The sequence below is a fragment of the Sphingobacteriales bacterium genome (genome assembly GCA_016700115.1).
Lineage (GTDB): Bacteria > Bacteroidota > Bacteroidia > Chitinophagales > UBA2359 > UBA2359.
Window position 1 is genome coordinate 4,820,388 of sequence record CP064999.1, and the last position, 19,205, is coordinate 4,839,592.

Below are 19,205 nucleotides of genomic sequence, written 5' to 3' on the forward strand. Positions count from 1 at the left end.
TAATGGCATTACCACTTCCTGACTGGTCTTATCTGCGCAATGTTTTTGACAATGTTACCGATAGTAATTTTAAGCGGATGCAGTCTCTTAGCCGTGATCACAATGATAAATTGTTTGCAAATTCGGCAACTAATCCCGACATCAACAACCTTTATTTGCTGATGAATCCGGCTTATATTGATTTCTCGAATAAATTTGTTGCGGTAAACTCAAATTTCGGGGCTTACAAAAGCGCTACCAAAACGTTTGAAGGTATCATATCTGATTTAAACAAGAAAATCAAAACCTGGGACATTCAAATTCAGAATGTCTATGCAGACGATACCGCTGAATATACCTTACTTTTGCCCAACGGACGCAAGCCTTTCCAGTCGGGAACGTATGAACAAAGATACTCGGCGCTTAGTACTTTGGCATCTTCCCTCGGCGGCTTCCCATCGCTGGCAACTATTTTGACCGATGTTCAGGCTTTTGCGCTACAATTTAATACTGCACGTACCGCCCAGCAGGTATGCGAGCTAAAAGACACGCAGTTTCGCGTTGCTTTGGAAGAATCACGCGAAAGATTGGCAGTGGTGATGCACCGTATCTTCGGAATGCTTATTTTCTTATATTCCGACACGCCGGCCATCATCGAATCTTATTATGAATTGCAGTATCTGAAAGCACCCAAGCCGCCGGCAGATGCACCTAAGCCTATTGAAATTCCTGCAAATAGCCGTTTGCAAGTTTTGGAAGAAAGCGTTTATTTAGAAACCGATACTTTTGAAATCGAAAATACAGGTCAAACTCCCATCGGCTTTTTTATTACCGAAACCGAAACTGCCCCCACGCCCGACGACCTCACTATTGTCCAATCCGGTAAAAAACAAAACTTTACCGGCTCCGAATTGTCTGACGGAAACCCATTGCGCCTGTTTATTGCCGTAAATCTGACCAATGTTAAAGGAAAAATTTTAGTCGCACAGGTACAAACGGAATAAATAGAGGCATCCCAACTGCCGGTACAGGCAAAAGCAAGCAATATTTGGTGGGTTCATAACAAAACCGGTAATTCTTCGCGCAATTACAGGGCAGTCTTTTTCTATGGCTTGTATAATGCTGAAAAAATTCCATGCTCCGTTTTAATAACCGCCGGCGGTGAACCCAAAATTACGCTGTTCCGAACTTTAGAAAGCAAACCTCAAGCCGCTGACCTCCGATATTGAGTTGTTGAAGGCAAATTTCAGCAGCATATCCTATGCTGTTGAAAAAAAACAAGCAATCCGTCTTCAATTTCAGGGTAAGCAAAATAAGGGCAATCTGATTTTAATCAAACTGCCCTTTGGATGATACTAACTATGATAAAAATTCTATCCTGAAAACTTCACACTACTCGTTGAAAAAAAACAAAATCAAGAAAAATACAGGCTGAAATAAAATGGCCAACCCGTTTTTTAATCTCAGGGCACTATAATTTTTCCGGAGGTTAATGCAAATTAACCCATTTCAAGCCAAAACTTAGTGCTTAAAACAAAAGGAGCTGTTTCGGGTTAAGTTTGCTTCTTTTCAAACCTAAACCGCTTGCCAAAGCACACATAATACGGATTGTAAAATTAAAATAGTCCATTCAAGACAATGGCAGTTGATATTTTATGGAACAGAAACGGCCTTGTTCTCCATATACTGTAAGGATAAAATAGACCTCACACGGATGGCGCAAATTATTGCAGAAATAATCTGCGGATATCTGCGAAATCTGCGGGCGATATATTTTCTCCCGCAGATGACGCAAATTAACGCAGAATCAATCTGCAGATAGCAGCGAAACCTGCGATAAAATATAGATAGTAGTATCGAAAAGCAACTTGCAGCCATCATTCTGCAGGAATGAAACTTGGGGCTGATAAGGAATTAGCGTTACCTATATTATATACCTACGGCATTGCATTTATCCCAAACGCCAGATTTTGGGGTGTAAAGAACAATTGGATTAGACTAAAATGAATTTGCAATCCGTATAAAATATAAGCCTGGTTTGAAAATAAAAAAACGGGCAGCCCGAATCGTACCGGATTGCCCGTTAAATATTTGATAAAATGATTACCGAACTAAAAGCAGCTTTTCGGTATAAGAAATTGTCCCTTCCGTTAATGTTACAAAATAAAGCCCGGCAGGAAGATGCGTCAGATCTATTTCCTGCGAAGGATTACCATCCAACATCATTTGTTGTTTCAAAATCAAACGTCCTGCTTTGTCAGTAACGGTAATTTGAGCAGGAGTCCCAACCTCAGACTTAGGGTTGTACTGAAATTGAATCAAGCCGTTTGACGGATTGGGAAACAAGTTAAAAGCATTTTCAGGTTGAGAGTCAGACAGAACTTGAGGTTCATCAATCCCGACCACATACCCGACAATATTAATGTCGTCAATATACAAGTTGTTGCCACTGCCACGGGTTTGTTTGAAACCAATCACCACATTGCGAAGATTGCTGAAAGCAGAAAGGTCAACACCTTCTTTTCTCCATTGGTTGCCATTAGGCACAAAGGCATCGGTAACAAAGTCGGTAGTCGTGGCGAGTTCTTCACCCCCTTTGATAAACATGGTGGTAAAGGTATCGCCGCAATCTGCCGAAATCATGACTTCTAAAACGTCCGTTTCGTCCGTATCGGATTTACGGGCATAAGCCACCCAAAACTCAAGCACCGGAGAGGTTTCAAAAAAGTCCAAATCCGGCAATTTAAACTCATCAATCTGTCCTACAGCATCATAACTGAAATTGTTCATAAAAGCAGAATAGTTGTCATTATGCCCAACGCTGTTGTTCAGTGAAAAGAACACGCCATCGGCCGAAGTAAAGCTCCAGATACCAAAAGGGAAAGGAGATCCGACAAAATTTTCGGTAAAAGGAATTTCATCTCCCGGCAAAGTGGTCGTAAAAAAGGTAGTGAGCATATCGTTGTCAGGGTTAAAATCGGGCACACCATTGGGATTTGCAAGAATTACTTCAAGGTTATGCAGCAATTCGCCGTTGTTGATGGTAACCGGCGGAAGAGTAAAAGTAGTAGAAGCAGTACTGGCCAATTCCCCCGTCCATTGATAGGTATAAGGTTCACCACCGTCAACCGAATAGATGATTTCGAGGTAATAAAGAGTTTCAGTACCAAAGTTTTGGAACTGAATAACGGGTTCAAGCACGGTACATTGTCCGGCACTGAAAGGTTGGACAATAGATTGCAAATTAGCATCGCTTGCACCAAGCAACACAGGCGTACATCCATCTGATTGAGTAAGTGAAAAACGGAATCCACCCGGCTCAAACAAAACCCTCATTCTTTGTTTTTGGCCAAGGGTAAAAAGGTTCTGACAATTGTCGTTGCTATAATCCATATAGTTTTGAACCATGTCGTTGTAGTCGGGAGATTCGTTACTACAACTGTTCGTATTGGGACAACCATAGTTGGCACCGTCCGAGCGTGGTGTATCGGCAACAAAATCGTCCTGATCGCAGGGGCCATCGCCCCAGATATGCCTTAAATTGAGCCAATGCCCTACTTCATGAATTGTTGTTCTGCCATAGAGATAAGGTGCCATCAGAGGAGGAACATCGCCAAAACAATTATAGGCAATCACTACGCCATCTGTACTTAAATCGCCCCCCGGAAACTGTGCATAACCCAACACATTTCCTCCATTAATGCCCGGAACAACCCATACATTGAGGTAGTCGGTTGCAGGCCAGCCTGTTTTTCCTCCGGTTGCATCTGATTTAGCATCGTTAACATTGGTAGTAAAAGACGTTTTAGTCGTCGGGGTTCTTGTAATTCCACTCGAAGGAAACCCATCCGGCCCTCGTTGAGCAAGGCAAAACTCCAATTCTGCATCGGCAGCAACGGGTAAAAAAACTTCGGGAGTCGCAGAAGCATTCCAGTTTAAGCGGCGATAATCATCATTTAAAATCGCCAACTGAGACAAAATCTTTGCCTCACTCACATTAGTTGCAGGCACACCGGTATTATACAAAACATGGAAAACAACGGGAATAGTAATAACCGTTCCCATTTCTTTTACGTCGGGATTTTTGGCAATCCATTTTTGGGTAAAGTCTTCGATTTCCGCCATTCTTTCAGCCATTGCCGGATCTTTCTGCAACAGCATTTCATGGTTGTGCATTGTTCCGCAAGGTTCAGGCAATTGAGCGGATGCTGAGGTAAACACCACGAGCAAGGAGATAAATATGAGATGTTTAAGCATCATTTTTAGTTTTCTGTATTATTGAAGTGTGAATAGTGAACATTTAATTATCAGAAACTCCGGGAATCAACACTTGATTTTAGACAATCGGGGCTTTTTACAAAAAAAAATAGAACATTCTGCATCCCAAAACATACCGGAAATTACTTTTGGGTTTGGGTTAATGAGCAACTACTAATTTTCGGGTAATTGTTTCCTTTCCGTTATTGAGATGAATATAATAAATACCCGGCTGCCAGTTTTCTACAGGGAGTTGTAGAGTTCCTTCTGTTTGCAACTCGCCCGAATTGTGGTAAACCAATTGTCCGGTGGTATTAAACACCGAAACTTCCGGTTTTGTTAACGGATTTGTCTTAATCCTCAAATTAGCCGTATGGTAAACCGGGTTTGGAAATACCATCAATTCGATGTTCGGGTCAGCAGCATCCGGTTCAATTCCCACATCACCGGCATAAACGTGCATATCGTCAATAAACAAATTGTTACCCGTACCTCTGATTTGGCGAAACTTAATCACCGCACTCCTCGTCCCCCTGAAATCCCAGAGAGAAACTACATGTCGTCTCCAGTTAATGGCCGTAGGAACAAAAGAAGAAGCTGTTGGACTAAGGGCGGTTATCAATTCCGTACCGCTGATTTTGTAGGCAGAAGTGAAACTTTGCCCGCAATTGGTCGAAACCAAAACTTCTAAGGTGTCTGATATATCTCCGGCAGTTTTTTGGGCATAAGCCTGATAAAACTCCAGTTTAGGATTAACTTCGTTCAAATCAACCGGTGCCATGTTAAATTCATCTATAGTACCAGTTGCATTGTAGTTAACATTCGCCATATACACCGAGCGGTTGCCTGAAAAACCCGCACCGTCATATAGTGCAAAAGTAATGCTGTTGTCTTCATTGATTACCTGCCAGTTAGCAGCAGGAAAAGTTCCGGTCTCCAGGTCGGCAACAAACGGAAGATTTGCACCTTTTGAAACTGTTGCAAAACTCTGTACAAATTCATTATCGTTGAGGTTAAAATCGTTTACTCCGTTCGGACTGCTAAAGGAAACTGTAAAAGTATGGATGATGCCCGGAAGAATGGTATTCATCACAGGTAAGGTGATATTAATCCATTGATACGGTAGCAGTTCACCTACCCAATAGGTATTGTTTACCGGTCCATTGTCCACCGAATAATTGATTTCGACATAATATAAAGTACTGCTGCCCGAATTGACTAACTCAACAACAGGTTCAAAAGTAGTACATCCCCCTGTACCGGCAGGACTTATCACTTTCAAAGCAGAAACATCGTTTTCACCAACCGAACACAAATCGGGTTGAGCAACCAGATTATTTCTAACGCCTCCCGGTTCTAAAATCGCACGAATGCGTTGCTTTTGGCCGAGGGTAAAAATATTCTGACAACTTTCACTCGCATAATCCATATAGTTTTGGATCATATCGTTCAAATCGGGAGTTTCATTGGAACAACTGTTTAGTGTTAAAGAGCATCCAAAATGCGGTTCAATGGTTCGGGGGGTATCGTTAACCAAATCATCCGTTTCGCAAGATGGGTCAACACCCATTGGCAGGTCTTTATCTCCCCAGGTATGGATAAGATTGAGCCAATGTCCGACTTCGTGGGTTGCTGTCCGTCCTTTATTATAAGGTGGAGTTACAGCACCAACCCGGCCAAATGAAAAATAAGCCACCACTATTCCGTCAAACTGTGGAGGTCCGCCCGCAGGAAACTGAGCATAACCCAAAATCGGGTCGCCATCGTTATTTTCCAAATCATTACATACCCAAATATTCAGGTAACGGTTAGAAGGCCAAGCATTGGCACCACCTGTAGTAACCGACTTTACATTATTAGTATTTACATTAAAAATTGTCTCCGTAGTTGCTGTTCGGGTTATTCCGGTAGTCGGATATCCATCGGGGTCTTTATGGGCAATACAAAACTCCACTTCAAAATCGGCTGCAACAGGCAAGAAAGCGGCAGGTGTTTGCACCGCATCTGCATTCAGCCTTCTGAAATCTTCATTTAAAACTTCAATCTGTGAATTAATCTGTGCTTCAGAAATATTAGAAGCGGGATTAGATGTTGTATGAACTACATGAACAACTACAGGAATGGTTAAAATTTCTCCCATCTGTTTTTGATTTCCATGTTGGGCTATCCATTGCTGTATGTAGGTTTCAAGAGCTGCGCGTTTGTTTTTGTAGTTGTTTTGAAAATACTGTTCATCAATATGCTTAGTATATTCTGTTGTTGCGCATCGTTGATGGGTTTGTGCTTGTGTAAAGTATGTAATTGTCAATAACAAAAAAGCTAAAGCAAGAAGTTTGTACATGAGAAAATCGGAAGTGGTTGAAAGATTGAATAAGTGGAAATGAAGCTATTGTCTTATTAAGGAGGGTTGAAAGTTTATCTATGTATAAACTTTACTGCAAAAATACAAACGGAAAAGGTAAAACTCAACAAAATGAGATTAAATACCAAATTAACCCTTACTTTTGTCGGGTTTATCACTCCATATTGTCCTGTTTTTATCAATTTTCCGAATATTTTATGCGTAAAACGTCTGTTAAGTTATTGGCTTTCACTACAATAGCCTTCGTAACTATTTTATTAAGTAACTGCAAACGCGGAGAAGATGACCCATGGCTGATATTTATGAGCCGCGATAACCGGCTTACAGTTAACTGGGAATTGGAAACTTACAGCATAAACGATGTGGATAAACTTGAAACAGTAACTACCTTTAATTCAACAGCCTGTGATACAGGCAATATCGGAGGCACTTATATTTCCAATGTCATTCGGAAAGAAGAACTGAAAGACACATTGCTAAATTCAATCACCAATTATGTCAATGGTTTAGTAAGCATTACCCGTATTTACGACATTCAGTTTACCTATCTGCTTACAATCAAAGACAATGGAACCTATAACTGCAATGGAAGCTTTTCCTATTTTAATCCGCAGTTAAATTCCCAGGTCAGCGGCACCTTTTCTTCAATTACCAATAGCTGGTATTGGGAAAACAGTGAAAAAACCAAATGGGCCATTACTTTCATCAATTTTCCTACAATTGACGGCAGCACTATTGAACAGGACGATATTCCTTTAAAATATGTTGACCGCCAAACTTTTGACTTAAGAGAATTAGACAAAGACCGGCTTCAGTTTGAATATCAAACTCTCGAAATCACCGGAGTTAACAGCTCTTTTAACCCTTACACTCTTTACACATTGACAGATACAATTACCAATTGTCAACGTACAGTTTCGTTAAATGCCCGAAGGGATGTTTATAGCCGTTGGCAATTCAAAAAGAAATAATTCCTGCTTCTAATTCAGGCAGTAAGCTGCACTTATCCTCCCAAAACCATTTCGGCATAAGGTATAATGATTTCATATCCCTTACTTTTAAAGTAAGAGTATGTTTCATTTTTGCTTTTTGAAGATGTAGCTAAAACAAAATCGCCTCCCCAGGCTCCCAAAGATTTAATGCTTCCCCAATAGTCCGGAAAATAAAGTGTTTTAGCAGTCTTAAAATGCAATAACGCCGAAAGCAGTGCTTCATGATAATCCAACAAGCCTTCAAAATTGCGAAGCGATTGTGTTTTGGAAACTGCTATGGTAATGTTGTTGAATTCCTTGATTAAAGAATATTTGTCTGATTCGTTGTCGCGGTAATAATTGATAGCCTCTCTGGAGTTTTGCTTTTTTCCTGAATAAACAAAATACAACTGATCTGCGAATGGAGGTTGAAACTCAACCGGTTGAGTCCAAATTTCGTTCAACCGGTTTCGGTATAAAATGGGTTGATTGTGCAATGCACAGGCTATGTCATACCCTGAGCCGCCAAAAGTTGAAAACAAAAGTTGGTAAGGATCCGTTTTCGACCACAAAGCCAAATTAGCAATCAAAGTAGAACTGCTTCCCAAGCCCCAGTTTCGGGCAAATTCCAGTTCGGTTTTAATATGTACCGACACAGGTTGCATTAAGAAACCGGGTGATTGTTGTTTGATTTGTAAAAACAAATTTCTAAGAGTTTCAACAACGCTTTCCGCTCCTCCACTACTTGCGATAATATCAAATCCGGGAATAGAAAAAGCTGCCTTAAACCACAAATTTCCTTTTTCATCATAGCTTTCCCATTCTAACCGGCTGACGGTATCCGTATTCATAGAGGTAGTAACAGCCATTTTTTGACCGAAACGGGTTGGTACTGCCAAAGCAATTGCGCCATCTAAAACAAGGTACTCTCCTGTAAGCAACAGTTTTCCGTTTGAGCGAAAATTTTCGACTAACTTCTCTTTCATACAAATGGATATGCCGGAAGCAGTTAACAACTACGGAAAACAAAAAGGAAAGTAGCAAACAGACTTCTAAGCCAGGGACGTATGCCGGATAGATTCAAGAAATGATCGGACCGAAGCAAATGATACAGTTTTGTCTTTAAAATGTATCTCGGCAAGATTTCGTTCGTTTTCAGAAGCGTTGAAATGAGAAAGTATGTTGCCAAAGTGCATTTTCATGTGCCCTTTCTGAATTCCCGTAGTAACTAAAGATCGAATGGCAGCAAAGTTTTGAGCTAACCCTACAGATGCAATGATTTGCATCAGCTCTTCTGCAGTGGGGCTGCCTAAAAGTTCGAGAGATAATTTGGCAAGGGGGTGAATTTTTGTCAATCCTCCAATGGTGCCGAGTGCTAAAGGCACTTCTAATTTAAACCAAAGTTTACCATCTGTAATACCTGCCTCACTTAAAGAAACATATTTGCCGCTTCGTGCAGCATAGGCATGTCCACAGGCTTCAATAGCCCTAAAATCGTTGCCTGTAGCTATGACCACGGCATCAATACCGTTATAAATTCCTTTGTTATGTGTTGCAGCGCGATAAGTATCGTTTCTGGCAATATTGACAGCCCTCACAAATTTCTGTGCAAACTCATTAGATGGCATATTCCCAAAATTTCCCAACTCCGAAACATGACAGGAAACAGAACACCTGACAAGACATTCGGGAGTGTAATTGGACAAGATTGCCATAATAATCTGCAAGGAATGTTCCTCCATTGCAAATCTGGGATTTTGTTGTACTTCTTCAGAAAGAGTAAGTGCAAATGTCTCCAAAACGGAGTTGATAAAATTAGCGCCCATTGCATCGCAGGTTTCAAATCCCACTTTAATTTGGTAATAACCTTCTTCTATTTCAGGCAGATAGAGCAAATCTATACCAGAAACTCCTCCTCCCCTGCTTTCCATATTGGCGGTAATATGACGGACACTTTCCAGCAACCGGGGCTTAAACTCATCAAAAAATCCGACAAAGACTTCATGATCTCCCTTCCAGATAAAATGAACATGCCCTATTTTGGTTGTTGAAATAACCTCTGCTTTAAATCCTCCCCTTTCAGACCAGAATTTTGCTCCGCTGGATGCAGCAGCCACTACCGAACTTTCTTCAATAACCATCGGCACGCAATATAACTTGTCGTTTATCAGGAAATTGGGAGCAACTCCATAAGGCATATAAAAATTGCTGACCGTATTCTCACTGATTCCATCAAATAATTTCTGAGCTTCGACATTTGAATGCCAAAAACTGGCAAACTCACGAGCAACATCTAAAGGATTTGAAGTAAAAAAATGGCGAACCATCCATGCCAGCTTTTCTCTTTTGGAAAACTTTGAAAAGCCGTCAATCATTTTTTCCTTTGTTTTCATGGTATAGTTTCAGAATTATTTAACTGAATGTTGATAAAAAATTCGATTAATAAATTTGCAAAGTTATGACAAGGTAATGACTATTGCTATTTTGAAGCTGTTTTATGTTGCATATCGTATAAGTTTTAGTTCTACAAACGATTTTCAAAACAAAATAGAGATATTCAGTTCCGGTTATTTTTTTTAAGCAAGTTTAACATAGAATCGCTCGATTTTGTTTTAGTTTTTTAAAATATTGTTAAACAAAATGGCATTTTTTAAAACAAATTCATTTTCAATGATATAGCCGGATAAATCTTACCTTTATCCAACCAATTGATTTCTTAGTTTTACGGACATAGAATACCAAGATGCCATCCTGCTTCTTTGGGGTTGCAAAAATTTTAGGATTTTTACAGATTAAAAAACCTTTGAGAAGGAATGGATTCAGTGATTACAACTTTTTTAAAGACTAAAAGTGAAAATGAACAGTAACAGGAGCCATTTTCTAACTAAATATGCCCTTATTTTCATCATTCTTAGTGGAACTTTGTTGAAACAGGCAATATTAGCGCAACCATCAAAAGCATTAAAAAATTTATCCGATAAGGTAGTCGCCAGTTATCTTGGAACTACCGAACTCAATCATAGTATAGCGATAGGCATTATAGACGGGCCATACACTTATCAATTTTATTATGGTAATATTTCCGAATCAAACCTCAATCCGCCTGACAGCAGCAGTATTTTTTTACTTGGTTCATTAAGCAAGATTATTACAACATCAGTTATGGCTGCTATGGCAGAAGAACAAATTATTCAACCTTCTGACAGTATCACTAAATTTTTACCCGATTCCGTTTATTCGAATAATCCATTTTTATCTTCCATTACCTTTCAAAAGTTGGCCACCCATACTGCTTTACTGCCAAGAACACCCTATAACCTTCCTGCAACCCTGATTGAACCGGAAAATACCTATGGTAACTATCAAGTTTCTGACCTATACCTGTTTTTAAAAAACTACCGGCCTGTTTCCGGCATATTCAAGAAAAATAAGAGCAAAAAACTTTTTGTTTACTCACACACAGGAATCGGATTACTGGCACACCTATTGGAAAATGCTTCGGGTTTAAATTTCGATAAACTTATTCAACGTTATTTATCTCCCCCTTTACTGTCTAACCCTTTAACCAATACCGGCATCAGGTTAAGTTCAAACCAAAAAAATCGTCTGCTACCCGGTCATCTTTTCAGTGGAAAACAAGCTTTTTCAAACAGTTTTGCTTCTATGTATGGTTCTGAAGGAGTTTACAGCAGTTTACCCGATATGTTGACATTCGTTCGTGCTTGTATGAGCAAATCTGTATTTACTCCCGCTTTGCAACCATTATTCAATACACAAATGCCGGATGTAAAGGTGGGATGGGGTTGGTATGTTATTTTAAATGGTAAACGCCAACCGGTTATTTACACCCATAGCGGTAAAACTTCGGGATATAGTAATTATTTAGCTTTTGAAAAAGAAAGAGAGGTAGCAGTTGTCGTATTGTCAAATTCTGATAACCGGATTGATAAAATAGGCATTGATTTGTTAGATTTGTTGTTGCGTTAACAATCTGTTTTTGCGCTTTCATCTGCAAATTCAACAATATTTCCAATACAAGATGAACCTGTCAGAGTACATTCTGTTATGTTACACTTTGGATTACTTTTAATTCAGAAAGATTGTTTTCATTTTATTGAGATTAGCCAAATTTTCCCGATTTTTACACAACTTCCCATTTAATATCTTCTTGTTTTGAAAAACAAACCCGTAGTTCCCGATTCTGAATCACAACTTGGCAAAAAAGAACAAGTTGAGAAAATGTTCGACAATATCGCCCCAAAATATGATTTTTTAAATCGTTTGTTGTCTTTAGGCATTGACAAATGGTGGAGATATGTGGCTATAAACAAACTAAAACCCGTTCAACCAAAAACCATTTTAGATGTAGCTACCGGAACTGCCGATTTGGCATTAGCCTCTTTAAGGTTAAAACCGGAAAAAGTGATAGGAATAGATATTTCTGAACAAATGCTGGCCATTGGGAAAGAAAAAGTGAAAGCCTGCAAACAGGAAAACATCATCACTCTTCAACAGGCTGATGCCGAAAATCTGCCTTTTGAAGATAATACTTTTGATGCCATCACCGTTGCTTTTGGCGTGCGCAACTTTGAAAATCTTCAAAAAGGGCTGTCTGAATTACACCGGGTTTTAAAACCTTCGGGCAAATTAGTAGTGTTAGAATTTTCAAAACCTAAAATATTTCCTGTAAAACAACTGTTTGGTATATACTTTAAGTATATTTTGCCGTTTATAGGCAAATTGGTTTCAAAAGATAACAAAGCCTACACCTATTTGCCAGAATCTGTACAAGCTTTCCCCGAAGGCAATGAATTTGTCTCTATTTTACAACAAACCGGTTTTAAACAAACAATATGTTCAGCATTAACTTTAGGAATCTCCTCAATTTATACAGGAATCAAGTAGCCATTTTCCTGTTTTTAACCATCCCTTTGTTTGCTCAGGCTCAAAAAAACATGCCTAATCACGACAACAAACGGCTGCACTTTGGCATTTCGTTGGGTTTTAATAGTTCAAAATTTGTTATTACTCATTCAGATGCCTTTACTTTTCATGATACCATTAAAGTAGTTGATGCTCCTCGCGCAACAGGCTTCAATGTGGGTATCATTTCAGATTTACACCTGAGTCGTCATACCGAATTGCGTTTTATCCCTTCGTTGATTTTTATCGAAAAAAACCTGCGATATACTGAAACCGACGGAGAGGTAGATTTTACCAGTCAAAAAACCATAGAATCCATCATTTTAGGATTCCCTTTGGCCCTGAAATATAAATCAGACCGTTTTTTCGATAATTTCCGGTTTTACGGCCTCTTAGGCGGAAGATTCGATTGGGACTTAGGTTCAAACTCAAAGGCAAGACGCGCAACAGATATTGTTAAAATTGACCGTTTTGATGTATCCGTAGAATATGGCGTTGGTTTGGAGTTCTATTTCCCGCTTTTTATATTTTCTCCTGAAATAAAATTTTCTACCGGAATTCCCAATCTGCATGTTCCCACCGAAGGGCTGCAATACTCCGATGTTTTGGGGAAACTTCGCTCGAGAGGAGTATTTCTGTCTCTCCAGTTTGAGGGATAATCTTACAACCTGCCTGTTCTGTGTTTTTTGGTTTAGCTTGCCATTTAAAGGGAAAACAGGGTCAGTTCATGGCTTCTATTTTTCTTAAGGGCAGACTTTTGTGCCACTAAATCCAAAGAACTAAACATCTGAGATAATTTTTTATTAAAAAAATCAGGTACGAATAGTTGCAAACTTGCAGAAATACTTATTTTTGTGGAGTTAAAAAGAATTTAATAAAAAGCTGCTCTACAAAAATGTCCCATTTATTGAGATATCTCTCTGTATCTTTTAGTATTCCTTCTATTTTCAGAAATCAAATTCCTGCTTTTCGCGGTGCAGTGGCAGAAAAAGTAGGGTATGAACACGATTTGTTTCATAATCACGATAAAAATAACGGTTTTCATTATCGTTATCCCCTAATACAATACAAATTATTCAGGGATCATCAGCCGGGAATGTTATGTTTGCAAGAGGGTGTGGACAATATCTATCACCTTTTTGAAAAAAAAAGTTGGGAAATTTCTTTTCACAATGAGCCGGTCAGTCTTAAAATCGGGCATTTAAAAATGGAACAATACACTTTAAATGTTCAAAATCAGATGAGACCCTTTAAGTTAAATGGTTGGCAGGCACTCAATCAAAATAACTATCATGAATACAAAGCGATTGACTCAATGGCTAAGCGAATTGTATTTCTTGAAAACATATTGGCCGCCCAACTTTTGTGGTTTGCCAAAGGTGTCGGTTGGATTTTAGATCAACGATTTGAAGTAAGCATCACCAATTTATCTGAACCACGATCGCTTCAATTCAAAAAAGTACCGATTTCAGTTTTCGATGTTAATTTTAAAACCAACATGTTTATTCCTCCTCAGATAGGCATAGGAAAAGGTGCAAGCAAAGGTTTGGGTATCATTTATCCAAACAACCCTAAATTGACCATTCACACTAAGGATTCAGATACTCAATATAAAATTTAAAGTATGGAAAGTGTACGATACTTGCTCAATCATCCTTTCATAGTCTTAAACAATGTGGCAGAGGTACTTTACGAACAAAAAACTCCTGCCTATTATGCCCGTTTGCGAAGCAGAGCTATAGGAAGACACCGGTTCAAAGAAGAAGAGTATAAACAACTGACTAAAATATTTACCCAGTTTGGTTCAAAAATTAACAAAACGGCCGATAAACTCGAACTTCTGACCAAAGATGAAAATCCCAAAAAAAATATCTTACCCGTCAATTTGCTTCATCTCCCGATGCTGAACGTAAAACAGTTGTTAACCAAATCGGCTGAAAATACTTCACTCAACTATTTCCGTATTTATGACAGCCTGAGATATCGCACAAAACTCAGCGACACCGAAATCAAGGCTATTATCAATAATTTACGCCTGTTTGTAAAAGATATTGAACTTCATCTTGATTTAGCCAAAAAGGAAGCCAAAACCTATTCATTTGTTTTAGGCAGAGGTTCAAAATCTCATATTTTGGCCTAATTTTTCGATGGCAGTTGATTTTTCTTATTTCCTCACGGACGGCAATTAAAACAGCTTTTGTAAAACAACCATCTTCCTGTTTCTTTCTTTGGGTAGATACTTCAGGTTTATTCCTACTTTTGTCCAAATAATTACAAAGTATGGAAGCCTTAATTGCCATAGTCGCTATTGTTCTTTTAATAACCCCTTTAGCAGTAATTTATCTGTTATTTAAAGTAGGCAGCCTGTCCGGTAAACTATATCAATCTGAACAGATCAATGAAGATTTGAGCAATCGTCTCAGCAAATTAGAACAAAAGCTCAAAAACTTTGGGCAATCTGAAAAATCCAAATCAGAAACACAGCCGGCTATCAACTTGCCGGATAGAAATACAGCTAAATTGCCGGAACTTCCTGCTGTAATCGAACAGGAACCTGAGTTATTGACCGAAGAAAGCAATAAAGACCTGCAAACTCCACAAGAAGAGAGTATTGTGGTGGTTGGCATTTCCGAACACTTGCAAGAACATTCAGAGCAAAAAGAAGCGGTTGTTTTAACTGCTACCGAACAAAATATCAAAACAACCTCAACTTTTTGGGAACGGCTTAGCGGTGAAAACTGGATCGGAGTTGTAGGATCTGTATTGTTGGTCATAGGGGCAATTTTTCTGATTACCTATGCCGCCTTACAAGTAGAACCTGTTTACCGGTTTGCCATCATCACCGCCTTTTCTCTAATCACCGGAGGTATTGGATTTGCATTGCGAACAAATCCGGAATGGTCAACTTTTGGTTCCTGGTTAAGAAGTGTAGGAGGGGCTTTGTTTTTGTTTGGAAGTTTAGGTTCAGGTTATATTCCCGGTTTGCAATGGATTGAAAACCCTGCCACTTCGCTCGCTGTTTTGAGCTTAGGGATATCTGTCAATTTGCTGCTGGGATTTTTAGGAGGAACTCAAGTATTTGCTTCTCTTCATGTTTTATTGAGTTTGACAGCTTTAGCATTAGCTCCTGCAACTAATCAAACACTTATTCTGGCAGCCATCGTAACCCTGTTTGGAATTGCACCGGTTTACCGTGAACGATGGGATGCACATTTACTTATAATCGTTGTTGCATTTTTTACATTCCACCTCTATTGGTATTTTACAATCGGGAAACTAAGTTTAATGGTGATGTACGCACAACCAATATTGTCAATATTAATTTGGTTAACCCTTGGAATTGTCGGCGCTATTGTACATTATAGATCGGCTTATACCTCCAATAAATTTGAGGTATTACCTTTTCTCGGTCATTTGTTCAATTGGTTGTTCATGGCAACCGGATTGGCAATGCATGCTGCAGGAACTCCCTATAAAACTATTTTTATCCTGATTGGTGCTGTTGCGGCCTTTGTGTTGGCTTTGCGTGCCAAAAAAATCGGAATTAAGTGGCTTTACTATACAGACACCCTTTTGGCGCAGGTCGCTATGTTGGTGGCTTTACTCACACTGACCGATTGGAGTTGGACAAACGACAATGAAATCACCGTTTTATCTCTTATGTTTCTGGAAGCCTTATTGTTTAGTTTTGTGATGATGCTGGTAAAAGAACAATGGCTCTATCGAACAGGATTGGCGGCGGTTCACCTTTTAGGAGTTGGATTGATTGTACTTGCAGGAACAGAGATTTTTTCAGAAAACTTTATCGGTAATTATTTACACGCCGGCTTTATTGCCATCGCTTTGGCAGCTTCTCTTGCTTTTCAGATCTATCCGGCAATCTTTCAAACAGAAACATCTCCCTTTGATACTTCGGATTCCTGGTTTTTGCCTTTAGGTTCAACCGGCAAAGACCATCGTTTTTCGGTGCTGGGTTTATTGTCTGGCATTATGCCTTTGGTAATATTCACCTATTTTTATGATCAACTTTGGGCAGTATATACCACAGGAGTCCTGTTTATTGTCTTATTATACCTTAGAAACAAATTGCAGATTAACGGATTTGGAATTGGTTTGCTGGCCGGTTTGGTGCTTTGGCATTATATTGTATGGCAAACGGTATTTTACCAGGAAAGTTGGACTCAGATTTTCAGTTTTGTATTTACGATACCCCTGTTAGCAGTTTCCTTTGTGGCAGCTTTATGGTGTTTTGTTGCATCGAGCGGAACTTATCTTCGATGGCCGGGAATGTATCTGTTTGTATTAGGCGTATCATTTACAGCTTATCATTTCCTCGAACCGATTTGGGTCTTTGCCCCTCCATTATTCTGGATAGCGGGTTCGGTCATCTTGCTCGAAATGGCAAAATGGTTTAGAAACAACTATGGCGGAAAGCAACATGAAGAAGATGAACCTGACAGGTATTTACTTCAATTAGGTTATATCTTGCTGTTGGTTTTTGTGGTCAGACATTTTACGGAATATATTACAATAGAAGAAAGCATAGGTTTTTTCAAAACACGATGGATAGTAGAACTGACCGCATTTATTGCTTTATTGTATTGGGCCTTCCAACAACCTGCCCAATCAGGAGAAAAAAATTATCCGGTCTGGAAGTTTATTCAACCCTTAATGCCAGAAATACTTCTTGGATTTACCATTGGCATTACTATTGTCGAAGTGCCCGAAATCTGGCATTCCTTACTTTTTGTAATTCTGGCACTTTCAGCACTTGTAATCACGGTCAGACAACAAGACAGTATATCCCGGTTAAGGCTTTATGCGCTGATGCTGAGCTGGATTTCCGCAGGTTTTATCGTCTATATCAGCCATTTTTATATAACAAACACGATGTACTGGACAGCACAACCCTGGTTGGCGGGTGTTGCCTCAATTATTTTGCTGTTTGTTTTTGTTGCTTTTTACTACCCATACAGACAGTTGGACAATCTAAGTTTTCCCGCTTTATTGCATGGAGTTTTATCCGCTTTTGTTCAACTAATCAGGAGACGAAGCATGTGGTGGATTTTTTACCCCATCTTTATCTCAGTAGCTGTTTTCCTGTATTATTCTTTCTCAAAATCGGTGCTAACTCTTTGGTGGGTTATCGAATGTTTTGTCATTTTCAGTCTTGCTTTTTGGGCGCGAGAAAATTACTTCCGTTACATAGCATTCACCGGAGTTTTGATTTGTTTATTCAGGCTTGTACTGTTTGATCTGGCACAAACCGGAACCTTAACACGAGCATTGGCTTTTCTTGGCATGGGTGCAGTTTTACTTGCGATGTACGTTGTAGGAAATCGTTTTAAAGGCAGGTTCGAACATGAAAATGCAATTTCAACTAAGGAAACCTGATTTGATTGTGTTATATAATGTTTTCAGTTAGGTCAATTTCTGTTTCAAAATCCAAACCAAATTTAATTAACTAACGTGTTCATCAATTACTTTGATTTTTACCAAATTCCGGTTGCATTTTTCCCCGATGAAACCGAACTTAGAAACCTTTTTTTTAAAATCAACCGAGAATATCACCCCGATTACTTTACTCAATCAGATGCCCTTACTCAGGAAAAAGCATTGGAATTGACATCCATCAACAATAAAGCCTACCAAACTCTTTCCAATCCGGAATTGAGAATAAAACATATCTTGCAAATTTATGGGTTGCTTGACGAAGATGAGAAATACCAGTTGCCGCAGTCCTTTCTCTTAGAAATGATGGACATAAACGAACAAATCATGGAAGTTTCGTTTTCGGAAGATCCTGAACAAGAGTTGATTCGTTTAAATCAACAAATTGCAAATCTGGAAGAAAACATGAAAAACGAAATTTCCCCGGTCTTACATAACTTCGACCAAAATCCTCAACAAGTTGAACTTTTGCAAACAGTAAAAGATTTTTACTACAAAAATCGCTACATATTGCGCATCAAAGAAAGTTTATCTAACTTTGCGCACCGTTAAATGCCCAGATGGCGGAATTGGTAGACGCGCTGGTCTCAAACACCAGTGGGGTAAAACCCATGCCGGTTCGATCCCGGCTCTGGGTACTTCAATCAAACCTCGTTTCTTAACAGAAACGGGGTTTTTGTTTTTTATCAGATTGATTATCCTGCTTTTATTGATGTGCTAATAGTATAACCGGGAAATCTAACCTCGATTTAATCTCCTGACAGGGATTTTATCTTTACCAAAACGCAAATTGATTTTACGCTCGCAATTTCTCTGTTAGATGAACCTTTCAAAAAAAATTTAAAAAGATTTAATATTTAGCAACCACTCTGTTTACGTTTAACAGCTATTATTTCTCCTGATTTTTAGATGATTTTGTAGATTTTACACCTAACCCCATTTTTTCTTGCCCGGTAATTTATGATTAACCTCTGATTTAGTTTACCTGAATTAATTAGATTGCTGAACACTTAAATAAAGTAAAAAAGAACGCTATTGTAAAGTTGTGCTCTAAAATCTGAAAATTACTTTTTAACAAAAAAAGAATCCATTCCGCTTGCGGATTAGTTCATTCCGCTTGCGGATTGATTTGTTCCGCTTGCGGATTATTTCATTCCGCTTGCAGATTATTTCATTCTGCTTCCGGATTAGTTCATTCCGTTTGCAGATTGATTTGTTCCGCTTGCAGATTGATTTATTCCGCTTCCGGATTAGTTCATTCC

The 19,205-nt window shown here is 39.0% G+C and carries 13 protein-coding genes and 1 tRNA gene; 10 read left to right on the forward strand and 4 right to left on the reverse strand.

Annotated features, from left to right (window positions below; all coding sequences use genetic code 11):
* Positions 1 to 2 precede the first annotated feature (2 nt).
* A complete protein-coding gene (locus tag IPM47_17210) occupies positions 3 to 983 on the forward strand; it encodes a hypothetical protein (GenBank protein QQS28568.1) in 981 nt (326 codons plus the stop codon).
* 1,099 nt (positions 984 to 2,082) lie between these two features.
* Here IPM47_17210 and IPM47_17215 read toward each other — a convergent pair.
* Both IPM47_17215 and IPM47_17220 read right to left on the reverse strand, forming a co-directional pair.
* Positions 2,083 to 4,236 carry a choice-of-anchor J domain-containing protein gene (locus IPM47_17215; protein ID QQS28569.1) on the reverse strand — a complete coding sequence of 718 codons (2,154 nt, stop codon included), beginning with the start codon at positions 4,234 to 4,236 and terminating at the stop codon, positions 2,083 to 2,085.
* A 160-nt stretch (positions 4,237 to 4,396) separates the two neighbouring features.
* Positions 4,397 to 6,577 carry a T9SS type A sorting domain-containing protein gene (locus IPM47_17220; protein QQS28570.1) on the reverse strand — a complete coding sequence of 727 codons (2,181 nt, stop codon included), beginning with the start codon at positions 6,575 to 6,577 and terminating at the stop codon, positions 4,397 to 4,399.
* Positions 6,578 to 6,795: 218 nt separating this feature from the next.
* On the opposite strand from IPM47_17220, the gene IPM47_17225 reads away from it, so the two are divergent.
* The gene (locus IPM47_17225) at positions 6,796 to 7,569 is read left to right on the forward strand and encodes a hypothetical protein (protein QQS28571.1); all 774 of its coding nucleotides are present in this window, start codon (positions 6,796 to 6,798) and stop codon (positions 7,567 to 7,569) included.
* A gap of 32 nt (positions 7,570 to 7,601) precedes the next feature.
* Here IPM47_17225 and IPM47_17230 read toward each other — a convergent pair whose 3' ends face one another.
* Together IPM47_17230 and IPM47_17235 are read right to left on the reverse strand one after the other, a co-directional pair.
* A complete protein-coding gene (locus IPM47_17230; protein QQS28572.1) occupies positions 7,602 to 8,555 on the reverse strand; it encodes a GHMP kinase in 954 nt (317 codons plus the stop codon).
* Between the two features lie 66 nt (positions 8,556 to 8,621).
* Positions 8,622 to 9,962: a hydroxymethylglutaryl-CoA reductase, degradative gene (locus IPM47_17235; protein ID QQS28573.1), complete on the reverse strand. Its 1,341-nt coding sequence runs from the start codon at positions 9,960 to 9,962 to the stop codon at positions 8,622 to 8,624.
* A gap of 463 nt (positions 9,963 to 10,425) precedes the next feature.
* On the opposite strand from IPM47_17235, the gene IPM47_17240 reads away from it, so the two are divergent.
* The 8 genes from IPM47_17240 (at position 10,426) to IPM47_17275 (ending at position 18,581) form a co-directional block, all read left to right on the forward strand.
* Positions 10,426 to 11,556, forward strand: coding sequence for a beta-lactamase family protein (locus IPM47_17240; protein ID QQS28574.1), 1,131 nt, complete (start codon positions 10,426 to 10,428; stop codon positions 11,554 to 11,556).
* Positions 11,557 to 11,808: 252 nt separating this feature from the next.
* A complete protein-coding gene (gene ubiE / locus IPM47_17245) occupies positions 11,809 to 12,474 on the forward strand; it encodes a bifunctional demethylmenaquinone methyltransferase/2-methoxy-6-polyprenyl-1,4-benzoquinol methylase UbiE (protein QQS31515.1) in 666 nt (221 codons plus the stop codon).
* A 50-nt stretch (positions 12,475 to 12,524) separates the two neighbouring features.
* Complete coding sequence (locus IPM47_17250) at positions 12,525 to 13,151, forward strand: PorT family protein (GenBank protein ID QQS28575.1); 627 nt, start codon at positions 12,525 to 12,527, stop codon at positions 13,149 to 13,151.
* 236 nt (positions 13,152 to 13,387) lie between these two features.
* On the forward strand, positions 13,388 to 14,113 hold the full coding sequence (locus IPM47_17255; GenBank protein QQS28576.1) for a hypothetical protein: 726 nt from the start codon (positions 13,388 to 13,390) through the stop codon (positions 14,111 to 14,113).
* A gap of 3 nt (positions 14,114 to 14,116) precedes the next feature.
* Complete coding sequence (locus tag IPM47_17260) at positions 14,117 to 14,632, forward strand: hypothetical protein (protein QQS28577.1); 516 nt, start codon at positions 14,117 to 14,119, stop codon at positions 14,630 to 14,632.
* A gap of 140 nt (positions 14,633 to 14,772) precedes the next feature.
* On the forward strand, positions 14,773 to 17,886 hold the full coding sequence (locus tag IPM47_17265) for a hypothetical protein (GenBank protein QQS28578.1): 3,114 nt from the start codon (positions 14,773 to 14,775) through the stop codon (positions 17,884 to 17,886).
* Between the two features lie 75 nt (positions 17,887 to 17,961).
* The gene (locus IPM47_17270; GenBank protein ID QQS28579.1) at positions 17,962 to 18,495 is read left to right on the forward strand and encodes a Fe-S protein assembly co-chaperone HscB; all 534 of its coding nucleotides are present in this window, start codon (positions 17,962 to 17,964) and stop codon (positions 18,493 to 18,495) included.
* Between the two features lie 2 nt (positions 18,496 to 18,497).
* Positions 18,498 to 18,581, forward strand: a tRNA-Leu gene (locus tag IPM47_17275).
* The last annotated feature ends 624 nt before the right edge of the window (positions 18,582 to 19,205 follow it).